General features: G+C 46.7%; 17 protein-coding genes. 9 read left to right on the top strand and 8 right to left on the bottom strand.

Features of this window, described 5'->3' with window-relative positions; translation table 11 throughout:
- Positions 1-163: 163 nt before the first annotated feature.
- Complete coding sequence (locus AABA11_RS05610; RefSeq protein ID WP_338266131.1) at positions 164-685, top strand: hypothetical protein; 522 nt, start codon at positions 164-166, stop codon at positions 683-685.
- Positions 686-794: 109 nt separating this feature from the next.
- Here the strand turns inward: AABA11_RS05610 and AABA11_RS05605 are convergent, their stop codons facing one another.
- From AABA11_RS05605 to AABA11_RS05590, 4 genes are all read right to left on the bottom strand, one after another.
- The gene (locus AABA11_RS05605) at positions 795-1793 is read right to left on the bottom strand and encodes a branched-chain amino acid aminotransferase (RefSeq protein WP_338266129.1); all 999 of its coding nucleotides are present in this window, start codon (positions 1791-1793) and stop codon (positions 795-797) included.
- A 209-nt stretch (positions 1794-2002) separates the two neighbouring features.
- The gene (locus AABA11_RS05600) at positions 2003-2881 is read right to left on the bottom strand and encodes a diguanylate cyclase domain-containing protein (RefSeq protein WP_265728960.1); all 879 of its coding nucleotides are present in this window, start codon (positions 2879-2881) and stop codon (positions 2003-2005) included.
- 151 nt (positions 2882-3032) lie between these two features.
- Positions 3033-3278, bottom strand: a complete 246-nt coding sequence (locus tag AABA11_RS05595; protein ID WP_265728972.1) for a DUF1294 domain-containing protein — start codon at positions 3276-3278, stop codon at positions 3033-3035.
- A 66-nt stretch (positions 3279-3344) separates the two neighbouring features.
- Entirely contained in the window at positions 3345-3785 is a 441-nt protein-coding gene (locus AABA11_RS05590; RefSeq protein ID WP_338266126.1) for a DUF1499 domain-containing protein, read from the bottom strand.
- A gap of 279 nt (positions 3786-4064) precedes the next feature.
- Between AABA11_RS05590 and AABA11_RS05585 the strand changes: the two genes are divergently transcribed.
- Positions 4065-4799, top strand: coding sequence for a tellurite resistance TerB family protein (locus AABA11_RS05585; protein WP_338266125.1), 735 nt, complete (start codon positions 4065-4067; stop codon positions 4797-4799).
- A gap of 94 nt (positions 4800-4893) precedes the next feature.
- Here AABA11_RS05585 and AABA11_RS05580 read toward each other — a convergent pair whose 3' ends face one another.
- The 4 genes from AABA11_RS05580 to apbC all read right to left on the bottom strand — a co-directional run bounded on the left by AABA11_RS05580 (position 4894) and on the right by apbC (position 8464).
- On the bottom strand, positions 4894-5421 hold the full coding sequence (locus AABA11_RS05580) for an NUDIX hydrolase (RefSeq protein ID WP_338266123.1): 528 nt from the start codon (positions 5419-5421) through the stop codon (positions 4894-4896).
- Positions 5422-5632: 211 nt separating this feature from the next.
- A complete protein-coding gene (gene tenpIN / locus AABA11_RS05575; RefSeq protein ID WP_409371097.1) occupies positions 5633-6061 on the bottom strand; it encodes a type III toxin-antitoxin system TenpIN family toxin in 429 nt (142 codons plus the stop codon).
- A gap of 735 nt (positions 6062-6796) precedes the next feature.
- Positions 6797-7384, bottom strand: coding sequence for a dCTP deaminase (gene dcd, locus AABA11_RS05570; protein ID WP_338266121.1), 588 nt, complete (start codon positions 7382-7384; stop codon positions 6797-6799).
- Between the two features lie 9 nt (positions 7385-7393).
- The gene (gene apbC / locus AABA11_RS05565; RefSeq protein WP_338266118.1) at positions 7394-8464 is read right to left on the bottom strand and encodes an iron-sulfur cluster carrier protein ApbC; all 1071 of its coding nucleotides are present in this window, start codon (positions 8462-8464) and stop codon (positions 7394-7396) included.
- 242 nt (positions 8465-8706) lie between these two features.
- On the opposite strand from apbC, the gene metG reads away from it, so the two are divergent.
- The 7 genes from metG (at position 8707) to AABA11_RS05530 (ending at position 17333) form a co-directional block, all read left to right on the top strand.
- A complete protein-coding gene (gene metG / locus AABA11_RS05560) occupies positions 8707-10758 on the top strand; it encodes a methionine--tRNA ligase (RefSeq protein WP_265728955.1) in 2052 nt (683 codons plus the stop codon).
- Between the two features lie 282 nt (positions 10759-11040).
- Complete coding sequence (gene rsxA, locus AABA11_RS05555; RefSeq protein WP_012069258.1) at positions 11041-11622, top strand: electron transport complex subunit RsxA; 582 nt, start codon at positions 11041-11043, stop codon at positions 11620-11622.
- A gap of 10 nt (positions 11623-11632) precedes the next feature.
- The gene (gene rsxB / locus AABA11_RS05550; protein WP_265728954.1) at positions 11633-12229 is read left to right on the top strand and encodes an electron transport complex subunit RsxB; all 597 of its coding nucleotides are present in this window, start codon (positions 11633-11635) and stop codon (positions 12227-12229) included.
- The gene (rsxC, locus tag AABA11_RS05545; protein ID WP_338266110.1) at positions 12229-14880 is read left to right on the top strand and encodes an electron transport complex subunit RsxC; all 2652 of its coding nucleotides are present in this window, start codon (positions 12229-12231) and stop codon (positions 14878-14880) included. The genes rsxB and rsxC overlap by 1 nt, the downstream gene beginning before the upstream one ends.
- On the top strand, positions 14881-15939 hold the full coding sequence (gene rsxD / locus AABA11_RS05540; RefSeq protein WP_338266106.1) for an electron transport complex subunit RsxD: 1059 nt from the start codon (positions 14881-14883) through the stop codon (positions 15937-15939).
- Positions 15939-16556, top strand: a complete 618-nt coding sequence (rsxG, locus tag AABA11_RS05535) for an electron transport complex subunit RsxG (protein ID WP_265728952.1) — start codon at positions 15939-15941, stop codon at positions 16554-16556. Before rsxD ends, rsxG begins: the two co-directional genes overlap by 1 nt.
- Positions 16557-16571: 15 nt before the next feature.
- Complete coding sequence (locus AABA11_RS05530; protein ID WP_265728971.1) at positions 16572-17333, top strand: electron transport complex subunit E; 762 nt, start codon at positions 16572-16574, stop codon at positions 17331-17333.
- Positions 17334-17415: the final 82 nt, after the last annotated feature.

Genomic DNA, 17415 nt, shown 5'->3' with positions numbered 1-17415 from the left:
GAATGTCTTTTATATCATCACCCTAGCGAAAAATACGCTCGGAGCCGCAAAAACTTTACACTTTTTTGATTAAACTTCGACCGAAACCAACCGATTGGGTAAAGGTAAGGAAAAAACTTAAACTTGATGCTCATTCTCATTTATTCAATTAACGGAGAAAATCATGAAAAGAATAATGGCAGCAGGAATTGCAGCAACGGCAATATGCCTATCCATGAATGCAAATGCTTCTTCAATGACCTACGTGGATTATTCCATAGGCACCGTAGACTATGACTCCAGTTCTAGCAGCGGTGATTATTCTGCTTTTACCGCCTCAATTGAAACGCCCATCCTTCCGCTCATTTCAGTGGAATCCATCGATCTCAACGATTTCGATATTTTAAAATTAGGCATCGGGGCTTCAATTGACTTAGGCAGTGCCAGCAATATCTATGGGCTGGTTCACTATAACGATTATGATGATGAAGATTCAGATATCAGTTTTAGAGTGGGCATAAACAGCACGATTTCAGATCGTCTTGAAGTGAGGTTGTCGCATACTATGTACTCAGACCAAGATGGCCGAGACAATACCAAACTATCATTAGGCTATTATTTAACACAAAACTTCTCTGTGTCAGGAAACTATGCCGTGGCAGACAACTACAACATTATGTCGGCAACAGCTCGGTTGAGCTTCTAGCACCGCATGGTTTAAAGACCGTCCGTGTTGAAGGCCATAAAAAAAAGGGTTAAAGCACTTAGCTTTAACCCTTTTTTCGTCATTCTAAAACAACTTCACGACAGAACACTTAGCACACTTTTGTTAGCCAGTTGTGCTTGTCTTCTGCTTTGCCCCATTGAATATCATTCAATGCTTGGCGAAGTTTTTGAGCGATAGGTCCTGGCTCGCCAGTGCCCACTTTGTACTCTTTATCGTTATGAATAAACGTACCCACAGACGTTAATACCGCTGCCGTACCAGACAGAACCGCTTCGACCTCAGGCTTAGCTGAGCGTTCTAGCAACTCAGTTACCGTCAAGTCACGCTCTGTCACAGTCATGCCTAAATCGGCCGCAAGGGTTAAAATAGAAGAACGTGTCACACCGTGTAGGAAAGAGGAATCCAACCCTTTGGTGATGATTTCGTTCCCGTCGATCAACAAAAAGTTTGCTGCGCCGGTTTCTTGTACGTCGCCGTTTGGACAGAACAAAATTTGATCCGCTTGAACTTCTGCTTTCGCCTTCATCATAGGACCCAAAGCACTGGCGTAGTTACCGCCGCTTTTGATCATGCCCATGTGTGGCGCACAACGCATGCCGGTTTCATCCAATAGAAGACGCAACGCTTTCGCACCGCCCGTGAAGTAATCACCTACTGGAGACAACAAAACGTACAGCATAGACGTTGCTGTTGGCGCAGCGGCTTTACCCACTGCAGCTTCAGTCCCAATATGAGTTGGGCGAATATACATAGACCCAGGTGGCTCAGGAACATCGCTGCCATATTCAGCAACCACATCTAAAATCATTTTAGCGACTTGTTCTTCATCTAACGTAGGTAGAGACAACAAACGGCTGCTTTGTGCTAGACGCTTAATGTTTTGGTCCATTCGAAACACGTGCACGCTGCTATCTTCGTGGCGAAAGGCTTTCAACCCTTCAAAGCAAGTACTTGAGTAATGTAAAACATGCGCACCAGGATGCAATTGAATGCTGTCCGATCCAACAATACTTGCTTCACTCCATTGATTATTTTCGAATGTTGCCAATGCCATCTTAGGCATAAACACGCTACCAAAAGCCGCCATTATTGTTTCCTATGAAAGTTAAATGATTACGAGTAATACTGGCGATCAAACCAGCATCATCAGGACTCTATATTTGCTTACGAGCCAATCTCCTGATAGTAAAACGGAAATCGGCGCGAAGAAAGTAAATCGTCAATATCAAACCGAATGAAAGGGATATTTCCAGTATATTTGCTAATTTAGAAGTGAAACAAAGACTCAAAACACCGTTAAGATGTGGCCAACACAACTTGATCACCGCCGTCATTTTTAGCCACATACATTGCTTTATCGGCGGACTGAACTAACGCCAATGGCGCTTTTCCGTCTTCAGGGTAACGTGCTGCGCCAATACTCGCCGACACTCGAGATTCCACACCATCAATCACGAAAGCTCGGCCTAACTCTGCACGAATTTTCTCAGCAACCAACGCCATGCCCTCTAATGTGCTCGCTTTGTTTAAAATGATCAGAAACTCATCACCACCCAAACGCCCAACCGTATCCGACTTGCGCACACAAGCCCCCAATCTTTCGGCTATTTGTTGTAATAATAAGTCCCCTACTGCATGTCCACGAAGGTCATTCACATCTTTGAACCCATCAATATCAATGAACAACACCGACAACCCCACTTGTTCACGATCCGCCAACGTCAAAGCCGTTTGTAGGCGATCCAAAAGCAACGTGCGATTCGGCAAACAGGTTAAATCATCATGACCCGCCGCGTACAACAGCCGCGCTTCCATCTCTTTGCGTTCCGTAATATCGTGTGCAACAGCAATGCGGACTTGATGCTCTTCGGACCACCTTGCAGACCAAAGTACATTCACAACCTTACCGTCTTTACGAACCCAGCGGTTTTCGAAACGTGGCTGAACTTGCCCAGAAATGATGGTATCAACCGTTTCTAATGTCTCCACCCTGTCTTCTTCATAGACCATATTCACCATCGGCTGACCAATCACGTCACTTGGCGCATAGCCAAACATGCGTTCAAATGCGGCACTCACAAAAACAAAATACCCATCACGGTCGACAACACAAACCGCGTCTAACATCAGTTCCATCACATCAGCAATATCAATGGATACAGCATTGTTTTTCATAAAAAAACGCACCTAAACATACATGTAATATTTCACTAAGATTGTAGAAGACAAAACACGAAGCCACTACACTCATAATAGAATTAACGGCCGGATACTGAATAAATTCACTTAATCGCTGCATTTATGTCCACATTTCTCGCAACACAACCTAAAACCCAGACATAAAATACACACCGTACGATAAAATCATGACATTCAGAATCACAGTTACCCAGAAAACGAATCGAAATCGTCGTTTCTTCGTCTTATGACGAAACACCCTCTGTCCTAACAAAGCACCACACCAGCCACCAAAAAATGACAACCAATGCAAGGTTGACTCTCGAACACGTTGCCTACCATGCTTTGCCGCTGATTTATCGACGCAGTAAAAACAGAAAGTGACAAGCCCCATCAGGCCATAAAACGAAAACAACAAAACAAAAATAAACATGCTATAACCGGTTAAACAAAACACACGCTATTCATTCAATGTACGACGAATAGCCTCCATACGTTTTCGATTCACACCAAAGTCGGAATGCCCTACCCGAGACGCCGAGCGAATATCGATAACAACGTCTCCGTCATGCTCTTCCAAGAACAGAAACTCCACATCGTCCACAAAGCGAAACACCACCGACGTAAACTCAGCATGAATATAACGCTCTTCTCTCGTCACCACCTTTACTCGCTTCAACGAATCAATTGCCGCAACGACCTTTTCATGAGCTTCAGCATTGGTTCCTTTAACCACCAAAGGCTCAATAAAATGTTTGCCCTCGGCCTGACTGCTCACACAGTTTGGCGAACTCGGACAAGCCGCCAACTTCCCATTTGTAACCCCTAAATTCGGCATATTACTTGAACACCCCTGCAATAAAATACACACCCATAAACATAAAAACGTTCTCGTCAACATACCCAACCTTAATGCATGAAACCAAAGAAACACAGAAGCCATCTCAGGTCACAACCACCAACAACGCCCTCTGACCGAGACTAACAATAAATTTCATGCTCAATAACACATCGCAAAGCCACTCTTTTTATTAGATTAACGCAGATAAGTCATCGACTTACTTCCCTTGAATAACGTAATTAAAGAGTAAAAGAAAGGGAACAAAACCACCAAAGATGAACTCTCCCACGCTTCTCCAGTCTGATAAAAAACAGATAAATAAATTGGAGGTTATTAATCATGAGTATCAACTCACTGCTAAGCAGCATTATGGGCTCTACAGGCTCAGGAATTGACCAAGTCGTCACCAAAGCAAAATCTGGCTCTATGCCCGGTGGGCTTTTGGGAGGCGCTGCAGCTGGCGGATTAGCCGCCATGTTATTAACCAACAAAAAAGCCCGAAAAATGGGCGGTAAAGCTATCAAATATGGAGGCATGGCAGCGGTTGGCGGAATCGCTTACAAGGCTTGGCGTGACCATAAAGAGAACCAAACCACAGCACAAACCGCTCCAGCAATGCCCAAGAAGAGCGTTCACTCAGATTCGGCTAATACCCTGCCAGATGTCCCAACTGGCAGCATATTCGACCTCGCTGAAGAACAACCGAGCAAGCAAACACAAAATACACACCTCATACTAATCAAAGCCATGATCAGCGCCGCCAAAGCAGACGGCCATATCGACGCGACAGAACGCACTCGAATTGAACAACAAATCAAAGACCTAGGGATTGGCAAAGAAGAACAACAATTCTTAGTAGAACAACTGCGCGCAACCAGCGACCCTATCGCAATCGCTCGTCTATCTGAAAACGAAGAACAGGCCACAGAAATTTACCTAGTCTCCTTACTCGCGGTTGATATCGATACCGACGAAGAACGACGCTACCTAGACAGACTAGGAGACGCATTGCATTTGCCAATGGATTTACGCCAAAACATCGAATATGAAGTGAAAGATCTGCAAACACCTTAGCAAAGCAAAAGGCTATAACACCGCAAAACACGTTCTAAAAAGGCGCTCTGAAAAAACCAGAGCGCCCTAAGAAAGACGCAAATGGGCGTTAAAATCAACTTACAACCGTCAGCAACTCATCCCTGATCAAACGCAACAAAAAGGTTTCACGCTCAATCGACATGCCTTTTTTATCGCTGTTTTTAATCGTATCGAGATTATGCTTAATGGCATCGTGAACAGTAATCCACACCGGCTTCATACCATTGTTAACCTCGTAATCCTCCAAACTTGTCTCACCTAACTGCTCATCAATCTCACAGGTATAACAATAAGACTTCATCTGCATGATCTCGAAACCATCCCTATTCCAAGGCCGAAACTCCTCATACAAACCAAACGCCTCGACATTGCGAATATTTCGCGCCCCCGTCTCCTCCGTTAACTCACGGATCAAACCTTCCACCTGATTTTCCCCTTCATCAATCCCACCACCCGGCAAGGTATAATCATCGTAACGCTGGGTATACAGCATCAAAATATCCTCGCCTTTTAAAATAATCCCACGGGCAGCAAGACGTAAAAAAAAGGGTTGATCGACAGACTCGATGCTTGGATGGATCGAGGATTTTAGTAAACGCATAGGTTGGTACTTCGTATGGTTGGGTTAATTTTTTTTTGGTCTGCAAGTAGATTTGTGACTTCTCAATGACTTTTAGCTACAAGTTTATTCCGCCCTGCTGGGCGAGGGCTTAGTCCCTTCCCCTTTTGTCTTCCAAGGGGAAGGCGGAGGATGGGGCTGCTCTATTGTCGAGCTCTCGCCCAAACGTCCAAGCAGCTGCGTTCATAACACCCTACACCCCAAGCTCTTCATGGTAATTAACCAACGTAGTATAACCAAAGCGCTGTAGATTCGGGAGGTTTCCCAATTTTGCTTGTGAGACATAGTCGTTTACATACTTCTCAAATTGCCGTTGAATTTTGTCTTTGTTATTTTTTACTTTTTGGTATTCCGCTTCGCTACGAAGTTTGAAAGCTTTTGGCTGTAGATCGTCTTCTGTAATGACGATGGCTTTGGAGTAGTCAACACCATTCCAGACGCCATTGTGGAATATGGTTTTAAACCCATGTTTATGAGCCATATTGCTTCGAAATGGAATCGCAAAGGTGATATTTTGAATCTTGACTGGAATCACACCATAACCACGATCTTTTTTACTCATGGTTTCTTGAAGTGTAATTATTCGATTGTAAGCAGTTTCTGTTAACAGCCTGATTTTCATAACCATCCTTGTTATAAAAACAAAAAGCCCTTATAAAATAAGGGCTTTTCGAGTAGAACTTCCATTGAGGTTGATGCTATTTATTGCGGGGATACCTCTACCGCCGCGACGTCAAATGAGGTTGGTGTTTTTCATGTGGGGATGCCTCTACCGCCACGTCATCTACATGCTTAGTATCGTTATCTCAGGCTTTTATGTCAACAGACTGTACATTTATCAACCTAAAAAATACGAAATTAAGCTAAATAAGCACGCTATCACTAACCGTCAAAGATTGATTCCCGCCTTCGCGGGCACCTGTCCCCTTGTGGGAAATGACGTATATCTTCAGTTTATGTTTCTCTCTAGAAGTCAGTTCGACGCAACAAAGTTGCGCGACTCTATGGAGTTTCAGGGTCAGTTAAAAATCCCTTTCCCTCCACCAGCAAAAACAATCTATGCCTTACAGTAAAGATCGTCTTGCTAGACGTGATGTTTAACAATATGAATGAGACGTTTGGGCGATAGCCCGATAAAGCGAATTTTTGCTTTCCTTTAATCTGAAGTTTTTGGGCGCTTGCAAAAACTTACCCGCTCAGCAGAGCGGAAAAAAGGTTGGAAATACAAAACGTTTGAATGGAACCCAAAGAAGAGATTAACCCCACCCTAGCCCTCCCCTTGGAAGACATAAGGGGAGGGAATTTAGACACAAAAAAAAGAGGCCGAGGCCTCTTTCTAGTCGATCTTATAAAGGATCTAAGATTTATCACCGGAAATCCGGCTGCCAACCGCGGAGGTTTGGTCTTTATACTTAGCGTTATCCCGTTTGTTATAAGGACGATCCGCAGAGCCCGACATGGTTTCAAAGTTGATGGCACCAATAGTCATGCCTGGGCTTAGGGCGATGGGTAATTTGCCGCCGTTAAGGAATTCTAGAACGATGCCGCCGCTCCAACCTGGGTCGATGCGGTGTGCGGTGACGTGAACCATTAAGCCAAGGCGCGCTAAAGAGGAACGTCCGTCAAGCCAGCCCACTAGGTTGTCTGGCACGGTGACGGATTCTTTGGTGACGCCAAGTACGAGTTCGCCCGGATGGATGAAGAAAGGTTTGCCGTCTTCGACAAGGATTTCTTCGCTCATCACGGATTCTATAACTTTGCTTAAGTCGGCTTTTGAGCTGCTTAGATCAAGATAAGGCGCTGGGTGACCTTGAAAGACACGAAACGAGTTGCCCAATCGTAGGTCAACAGATACACCACTGATGACGCTGTTATCTGGGCGGGGTTCGATGATAATGGAACCTTCGTCTAGGGCTTTTATAATATCTCGGTCACACAAACGCATTACTTTTCCTCAATCGTCGCTCATACCAATAATAGGCATTGCTGTTTGTACATTCTGTTGGGATGCAAGGGTAGCACCAAGCTTGCGTGCAATCGACTGATAAATGCCTGCCGCGTCACTTTCTGGGGCATTTACGACGATAGGACGGCCTGCATCGCTTTGTTCACGAATCGCAAGGCTAAGTGGCAGTTTGCCCAGCACATTGACGTTATATTCTTTTGCTAAACTTGCACCGCCTTCGTCACCAAAGATGGCTTCGTGATGGCCGCAGTTAGAACAGATGTGAGTGGACATATTTTCCACCACGCCCAACACTGGGATTTTAACCTTGTTGAACATTTCAATGCCGCGACGAGCATCCAGCAAGGCGATGTCTTGTGGGGTTGTCACGATCACAGAACCGGCCACTGGCACTTTTTGCGCTAGGGTAAGTTGAATGTCACCCGTGCCCGGTGGCATATCGATGAAAAGGTAATCAAGATTGTCCCAATCAGTTTGCGTCAAGATCTGCATCAAAGCACCCGTTACCATAGGACCACGCCATGCTACGGGCGTGTCTTTGGTGGTCAGAAATGCCATGGACATCACTTGCACACCAAAGGCGCTTGGCGGCACGAAGAATTTGTCTTCGCGAACTTGTGGTCGAGTGCCTTCGGCAAAGCCTAGCATCATACCTTGGCTTGGGCCGTAGATATCGGCATCTAGAATACCAACACGAGCCCCCTCTTTCGCCATGGCAAGGGCAAGGTTAACCGTGGTGGTGGATTTGCCCACACCGCCCTTTCCAGATGCCACAGCAATGACGTTTTTCACGCCTTTCAGTCCGGCAATGTTGCCTTGAGTTGCGTGGCTCTTTACTTGGTAGTCAATATCGAGTTCTAGACGGCGAGAATCGGCCATCAGTTCTTTGATCTTGGCTTCTAAAATCGCGTGTTCTTGTTGCGCAGGATAGCCGAGCGTTAAAGTGACATGAACGCGGCTGTCATCGGCAACAACTCGCCAAACAGCACCATAAGGTTGGCCGCTATTGTCATCGATTAGGGTTTCTAAACTCGCCTGTAATTGGGCATCGGTTAGCATGGGGGCTCCTAGTAAGGCGGTAATAAAGATAAAGTTTATTTTACAACGTTGTGCCAAGTGTGGGGGCAAATTATGGAAAAGCAAGTCAAGGTAAGAAAGCTACCCCTTGCACATGAGTGATTGGGACTTATAATGACGGCTTTCTATACACTATCCGTATCTTGAGGCGTTTATCATTCGTCATTCGCTCTTAATTATTGATAGAATACCCGACCTTTTTTAATGCAGCAGGCTTATCAAAAATGGCACAAACGCAACGCAAAATTTTAGTCACCAGCGCCCTTCCTTATGCAAATGGTTCCATCCATTTGGGGCACATGCTGGAACACATCCAAACCGATATCTGGGTGCGTTTTCAAAAAATGCGCGGCCATCTTTGTACTGCTGTGTGTGCGGATGATGCGCACGGCACGGCCATTATGATCAAAGCCGCACAACAAGGCATTACCTCAGAAGAATTGATCGACGGTGTTCGCCAAGAGCACATGGCGGACTTTAATGACTTCCTGATTGGGTACGACAACTACCATTCTACGCATTCTGACGAAAACCGTGAGTTTTCAAACAGCATTTACAAAGCCCTGCGTGACAATGGCAAAATCGCGGTTCGCTCTATCGTGCAAGCCTACGATCCAGAGAAAGAAATGTTCCTTGCGGATCGTTTCATTAAAGGGACTTGCCCTAAGTGTAAAGCAGAAGATCAATACGGCGACAACTGTGAAGTCTGTTCTGCGACGTACACGCCAATGGAAATGATCAACCCTCGCTCGGTTTATTCTGGTGCGACACCGATTGAGAAAGACTCTGAACACTATTTCTTTAAATTGCCAGATTTCCAAGATTTCCTAGCGAAATGGACACGCAGCGGCACCTTGCAAGACCAAGTGGCTAACAAGCTATCTGAGTGGTTGGATTCTGGCCTAAAAGAATGGGACATCAGCCGCGATGCGCCTTACTTTGGTTTTGAAATTCCAGACGCGCCGGGCAAATACTTCTACGTTTGGCTAGACGCTCCGATTGGTTACATGGCGAGTTTCAAAAACCTGTGTGATCGCACCGAAGGGTTAGAGTTTGACGATTACTGGGGCAAAGATTCTGACGCTGAGCTTTACCATTTCATCGGTAAAGACATTATCAATTTCCACGCCTTGTTCTGGCCTGCGATGCTGGACTGTGCTGGCTACCGCACACCAACAGCGGTCAACGCACACGGTTACGTCACCGTTGACGGCGAAAAAATGTCTAAGTCGCGCGGTACTTTTATCAAAGCCCGTACTTACTTGAAGCATTTGGACCCACAGTACTTGCGTTACTACTATGCCGCCAAACTAAACTCTCGTGTTGACGACATCGACCTTAACCTAGGCGATTTCTTGCAGCGCGTGAATTCAGATGTTGTGGGTAAAGTCGTTAACATCGCGAGTCGTACCGCCAGCTTCATCAACAAAAAGTTCGATGGCCAATTAGCGACTGACGTGAGCGAAGCGGAAATGATTCAATCGTTCGTCGACGCGGGCGATGTGATTGCGGAACATTTTGAAAGCCGCGAATACGGTAAAGCCATTCGTGAAGTCATGCGCCTTGCTGACGTAGCCAACGAATACATTGCGGTTCAAGCGCCTTGGGTATTGGCAAAAGACGAAGCGACGTTGCCGAAAGTTCAGGACGTTTGTACGGTTGCCTTGAACTTGTTTAGCATCTTAGCGACCTACTTGAAGCCAGTGATGCCAAACTTGGTGGCCGACGCCGAGGCCTTCCTTGGCAAAGAGCTAACTTGGGATAACCGCAGCGAATTATTGTTTGGCAACACGGTAAACAAATTCAAGCCACTAATGGGCCGTATTGAGCAAACGCAAATTGATGCCATCATCGAAGAAGGCAAAGCAGAAGCGGCGGCTGAAGCGGCAGCCAAAGAAGCCGCTCAACCCGCTCAGGTTGAAACCGAGCTAAGCAAAGAGCCAATCGAAGCCGAGATTACCTTTGACGACTTCGCTAAAGTCGATTTGCGCATCGCCTTAATCGTGAAAGCCGAGCACGTTGAAAAAGCCAATAAGCTGCTAAAATTGACCTTGGACATTGGTGGCGAAACTCGCACTGTGTTCTCTGGTATTAAGTCTGCTTATAAGCCAGAAGACTTAGAAGGCAAACACACAGTCATGGTGGCTAACCTTGCGCCACGTAAAATGAAGTTCGGTCTGTCTGAAGGCATGGTATTGGCTGCAGGGCCTGGCGGTGAAGAAATTTACCTACTGGAACCTCATGCTGGTGCAAAACCTGGCCAACGCGTGATGTAACCTAGCTGAGCGGGCTATCGTCCGCTCATGTCGTGACTGACTTCAATGCTCACCTTGTGATAAATGCGAACATTTATTGATAAGGTGAGCATTGGCATTAATAAGCAAACATAAATCATACTTATATAAGCGTAACCTATTATCTATATACTAAATCAGACTAAAAATACGATACTTTTAGCTTTGTTAGTTATAAGCAGATTGGTATAGTTACGCTCACAGATGTTTTTACCTAGATACATCTAAAACCACATACTATTCACCGCATACTTTGGATTTGAGATGACTGAATATCTCCTGATACTGGTCAGTACCATTCTGGTTAATAACTTTGTTTTGGTACAGTTTTTGGGTCTTTGCCCTTTCATGGGTGTGTCTGGAAAACTAGAAACCTCGATTGGCATGGCAATGGCGACCACCTTTGTTTTGACCTTGTCGAGCCTGTGTAGTTATCTCACTTATACCTACATACTCCAGCCATTTGGTCTTGAATACCTACAAACCATTTCGTTCATTTTGGTCATTGCGGTTGTCGTTCAGTTCACCGAAATGGTGGTGCATAAAACCAGCCCTTTGCTGTATCGCGTATTGGGTATTTTTCTCCCATTAATTACTACCAACTGTGCGGTATTGGGCGTGGCGCTGCAAAACATCAGCAAGCAAAACGGCTTTGTTGAATCCATTCTTTACGGTTTTGGTGCGGCGGTGGGCTTCTCTTTCGTCTTGATTCTGTTCTCGGCAATGCGTGAACGCATTAACGTGGCCGATGTACCGACTGTGTTTAAAGGTTCTGCCATCGGTATGATCACGGCGGGTCTGATGGCTCTGGCTTTCATGGGCTTCACCGCCCTTGTGCAGATTTAGGAGTACGACGATGTTAACTGTTTTACTCGCTATCGGAATGTTGGTGCTCCTGTCACTGGTTTTTGGCGCTATTTTGGGTTACGCCAATGTGCGTTTCCACGTAGAAGGCGACCCGATTGTTGACCAAATTGATGCCCTACTTCCTCAAACTCAATGTGGCCAATGCGGTCACCCAGGGTGTCGTCCTTACGCCGAAGCCATTGCGAACGGCGAAGCGATTAACCATTGCCCACCGGGTGGACAAAGCACCATTCAAGCGTTAGCAGACTTACTGGATGTAGAAGCTGTGCCTTTGGATGGCGATCACGGCACAGAAACCGCAAAACGTGTGGCGGTGATTCGTGAAGATGAATGCATTGGGTGCACCAAGTGTATTCAAGCCTGCCCTGTGGACGCCATTCTTGGCGCAGCAAAACAAATGCACACCGTGATTGCGGATGAATGTACAGGTTGTGACCTGTGTGTCGAACCTTGCCCAGTAGATTGTATTGATATGGTAGAAGTTGGCGTGACAGCAAAAACTTGGTCTTGGGACAAACCGCAAGGTATCGCGGCCACCTCATTGAATATTATTGCCACGGATCGCCAAGCGGAGGTTGTTCACTAATGCAAACCGCCAGTATTTTCTCCTTTCATGGTGGCATCCACCCTGCTGAAAACAAAGCGCAGTCTTTGCAACTGCCATTGGGTCGCCCTAGTTTACCAAGCGAGCTTATTTTACCACTGGGTCAGCACATTGGCCAAAGCTCACGCCCTTTAGTCAAAGTGGGTGATAGCGTACTAAAAGGCGACGCCATTGCCATTAACAACGGCTTTTTGAGCAGCTTTTTGCATGCTCCAACGTCTGGCACGGTCAGCGCAATCGAAGAGCGCTTGATTGCTCACCCGTCTGGCTTGAGTGACCTTTGTATTATCCTTACCCCAGACGGCAAAGACACATGGACAACACTAGAACCATTAAACAACTGGCAAGACATCAGCAAAACTGACGTGTTGGCGTATTTGTCCGAAATGGGCATCATCGGCATGGGCGGTGCGGGCTTTCCAACACAGGTAAAACTGCAGGGAGCGCACAAAAATCCGCTGACACATTTTATTATTAACGCGGCCGAATGTGAGCCTTACATCACCGCAGATGACATGCTCATTCGCGAAAAAACACTAGAGTTGGTATTGGGCATCGAAATTCTTCAACACCTAGTGGAAGCCGAAAACGTCGTCATCGGTATCGAAGACAACAAACCAACCGCCATCGCGGCCTTAAAAACCGTGCTGACACAGCGTAATAGCAACATCCAAGTCGCCGTTGTACCAACAAAATACCCGTCTGGCGGTGAGAAACAATTAATCCAGCTTTTAACGGGCAAAGAAGTACCCAGTGGACAATACCCAGCCGACATCGGTATTTTGTGTCAAAACGTCGGCACCTGTGTTGCTGTCCATGACGCCATAAAACTCGGCAGACCACTGATTTCGCGTTTTACCACGTTAACGGGTGATGCATTGAATGCGCCTCAAAACGTGGAAGTCTTACTGGGCACCCCCATTTCCCATTTATTGGATTACGCTGACGCAAATCCGAACGCGCTACACCGCCTAATTATGGGTGGCCCAATGATGGGATATACAATTGACTCCCCGTTGGTGCCAATCGTTAAAACCAGCAACTGCATTTTGGCGGCCAGCAAAAAAGAACTGCCAACACCGGCTCCCGAGCAAGCTTGTATTCGTTGCGGTATGTGCGAACAAGCCTGCCCAGCCAGCTTATTGCCTCAGCAATTATTGTGGTTCAGTAAAAGCCAAGAGTTCGAAAAAGCCGAGCATCACAACCTTTTCGATTGCATCGAATGTGGCGCGTGCTCTTATGTGTGCCCAAGCAGCATTCCCTTGGTGCAGTATTATCGCCACACGAAAAGCAGCATCCGCGAAGCTCGTGAAGCCAACGTTAAATCCGACTTGGCGAAGCAACGTTTTGAAGCCCGTAAAGCTCGCCAAGACGCCGAAGCCGCAGAAAAAGAAGCGAAACGTCTGGCTCGTCAAAAAGCCGCGCCAAGCAAAACTACAGATGCGAAGAAAGCAACGCCTGCCAAGGCCGCACCTGCCGTTGCAGCGCCTGCATCAGACGATTCTAAAAAGCTAAAAGTGGACATCGCCATTGGCAAATCTAAGCTGAAGAAATTGCAAAAACAGCTACTAGAAGCGCAAGAAAACGAGCATGTGGAAGACATCAACAGCTTACAACTGCAAGTCAGCGATCAAGAAAAGACCGTTGCCTCTCTTGAAGCTCAGCTGGCGAACGTAGCTCAAGCAGCGCCTGCTGCCGAGGCTACACCAGCCCCAGCCAATGACGAATTGAAAAAAGCCAAAATCGATGTGGCGCTCATTGGCGTGAAATTGAAAAAGCTACAGAAACAACTGGACGAGTCACCAGACGACCAAGAACTAAAAGACAAAGTCGCTGGATTTGAAGCGGATCTTAAAGCCGCACAAGCCATCTTGGCGACATTGGGCGCCAGCGCACCGGTGGCAAGCGCTCCTAAAGCCGCAGCCAATGATGATCTGAAGAAGCTCAAGATCGATGCGGCTATCGCCAAAGCGGCCGTAAAAAAAGTCGAAAAAGCTTTGAAGAAAGCGGAAGAGATTAACGCACCCGAAATAGATGCTATCCGTCAGCAATTGCAAGACGCGCAACAGCGTGCTGACGAATTAGAGAAAGCCTTAGCCAATCCAGAAGCCGCAACACAGACGGCTGAAACGACAACCGCTAAAGCCGAATCCGTAGCAGACAGTGCCGATGCCGATGCCGCGAAGAAACGCAAAATTGATCTGGCCATTGCCAAGGCCGGCATTAAAAAAGCCGAGAAAAACATTCAGCTTTTAAAAGACCAAGGCAAGGACGAAAGCGAAATCAACGCTTCAGAATGGCCTAAAAAACTGATCGAAGCGCAAGAAAAGCTGGCTACACTAGAAAGCGAGCAACCAACACCAGCAACGGCTAAAACAGAAACTAAGGCGGTGCCAGCTGAAGCTCAAGCCGCGGCTGACATGGATCTGGCCACGCAAATCAAGAAAGAAAAAATTGCGGTGGCATTAGCAAAAGCGCAAATAAACAAGCTCAACAAGCGCCTAGAAAACTCGCCAGAAGACACCAACAGCATTCGCCAAGAGATTGATGCAGCCGAGAAACGTCTGCAAAGCGCTGAAGCCTTGTTAGAAAAACTTATTCATTCGCAAACCAACATGCAAGAGAATCGTTAAATGGCATTATTGAGGATCACCTCCCCCCACACACAACGTGCAGGACGCCGCACCTCTTGGGTGATGCAGATGGTCATTTTAGCGACCATTCCCGGCATAGTCGTACAGACTTGGCTATTTGGCTGGGGCACGCTTATCAACCTAATGATTGCCTGCATCACAGCACTATTAAGTGAAGCCGCCATTTTGGCCATTCGTCGTCGCTCTGTCGGTTTCTTTTTGAAAGACTACAGCGCCTTGTTAACCGCTGTCTTATTAGGGGTAGCATTGCCTCCTGTTGTGCCTTGGTGGGTAACAGTAACCGCCGTTGCGTTTGCGATCATCTTTGCTAAACAGCTTTATGGCGGCTTGGGCAATAATCCATTCAACCCTGCTATGGTCGGTTATGCCATTGTCTTAGTGTCTTTTCCTGTTCCTATGAGCCAGTGGTTGGGCGTGCAAAGTATGATTTCTGCGGGTGAGACTTTGTCTTTCCTACAAAGTTTACAAGCCATTTTCCATCACCTTCCGGTGATCGACAGCTACACCATGGCAACGCCATTAGATGGTTTCAAACACAAAGACTTGTTAGACACGCAAACGGCTTTTAGCAGCATTGCGGCTCTTCAAGTCCCTAGCTTAAACGGCTGGCTTTGGGTAAATCTAGCGTACCTTGTGGGTGGTCTGGCACTGATCTGGTTGCGTATTATTACGTGGCACACGCCCGCCGCGTTGCTTGGTGCTTTGTTGGTGATGTCTGGCGTGTTTCATTTGATCGACCCAACCGATACGGCAACACCGTTTTTCCACTTAACCACTGGCGCAGCCATGTTTGGTGCCTTCTTTATTGCCACTGACCCAGTGTCATCTTGCACCAGTAATCGCGGCAAACTGATTTATGGCGCCGGTATTGGCATTTTGATTTACATTATTCGCTCTTGGGGCGGTTATCCTGATGGCGTGGCGTTTGGTGTATTGCTGATGAACTTCGCGGCACCGTTAATCGATTACTACACACAACCGAGAACCTACGGCCACAAAAAAGCCAAATCCGGTTTAAAAGTTGGGGAGGATAACTAATGGAATTGTTCGCCTCTATTCGTCGCAACAGTCTGGGTCTTGCTATTTTTGCGGTGCTGACAGCAGGCCTTATTGCCACGACTCACCAGCTCACAGACAACACCATCAAGAACAACATTTTGGATGCGCAAATTTCCGCTTTTAACGAAATTTTGCCTGCGGATTTGTACGACAATGATTTAACCAAAGACACCGCGTACTTGCCTGCTGATCCGTTATTGGGCAGCGAAGAAGGCATCAAGATTCACATCGCTCGCAAAAACGGTGACGTGTCGGGAATCATCTTCGAAACCATCGCACCACGCGGTTATAACGGCAATTTAGACATGTTAGTTGCCATTGATAAAAACGGCACAGTGACGGGCAGCCGAGTCATTAGTCATAAAGAAACACCGGGGCTAGGTGACAAGGTCGACCTCAAAAAATCCAAGTGGATTTTAGGTTTTGCTAATAAGTCGCTTGAAAACCCGAGCTTAAAAGGCTGGGGCGTGAAAAAAGACGGCGGTGATTTCGACCAGTTTACCGGCGCAACCATCACCCCTCGCGCCGTGGTTCGCGCGGTGAAAAACACCCTTATTTATTTTGATCAACACAAAGATACGCTGTTAGCGTATTAGGATAGCCCAATGAAAATGAGCGCAGAAATAGCAACAAGTGACGCGACCCAAGACGAGGGTAAGCCAAGCGCGAATTACGCTGAAATCATTTATAACGGCATTTGGAAAAACAACCCTGCTTTGGTTCAGTTGTTGGGATTGTGTCCTATGCTGGCCGTCACCAGCACGGTGGTTAACGCACTGGGTCTTGGGCTCGCTACCTTAGTGGTATTAGTGGGTTCAAACATTGCGGTTTCTATCATCCGTAACTATGTTGCTGATGCCGTTCGTCTTCCTGCGTTTGTGATGATCATCGCCTCGTTCACCACGTCGATCGAGTTGATCATGCAAGCTTACACGTATGAGTTGTACCAGATTCTGGGGATTTTCATTCCGCTTATCGTGACAAACTGCGCGATACTTGGCCGTGCTGACGCTTTCGCTAGCCGCAACCCTGTGCTGCCTTCTGCGCTCGATGGTTTTATGATGGGCTTGGGCTTCATGTTTATCCTCGTTACCTTAGGTGCTATGCGTGAATTAATCGGACAAGGAACACTGTTTTCCGACATGCAGCTTTTATTCGGCGACATGGCCATTCATTGGAAAGTCGTCGTTTTTGAAAACTACCCAAATGTATTATTTGCTGTATTGCCACCTGGCGCTTTCATTGGCTTAGGCTTGTTGATCGCCGGCAAAAACTACCTAGACGAACGTGAGAAAAAACGCGTTGCCACGCAAAAAGCCAAAGACGGCCCAAGCGCATCGAAACGCGTTCGTGTGACTGGGCAGGTTAGTTAACACTTTACACCAAGATCTACACAACCCCATCCTAGCCTTCCCCTTGAAGATAAGGGGAAGGAATAAAAAAGCTCTAAGCTCC

The organism is Marinomonas pontica, assembly GCF_036322735.1.
Classification (GTDB): domain Bacteria; phylum Pseudomonadota; class Gammaproteobacteria; order Pseudomonadales; family Marinomonadaceae; genus Marinomonas; species Marinomonas pontica.
Note: the sequence above shows the minus strand (reverse complement) of the source record. Positions and strands in the feature narration are given on the sequence as shown.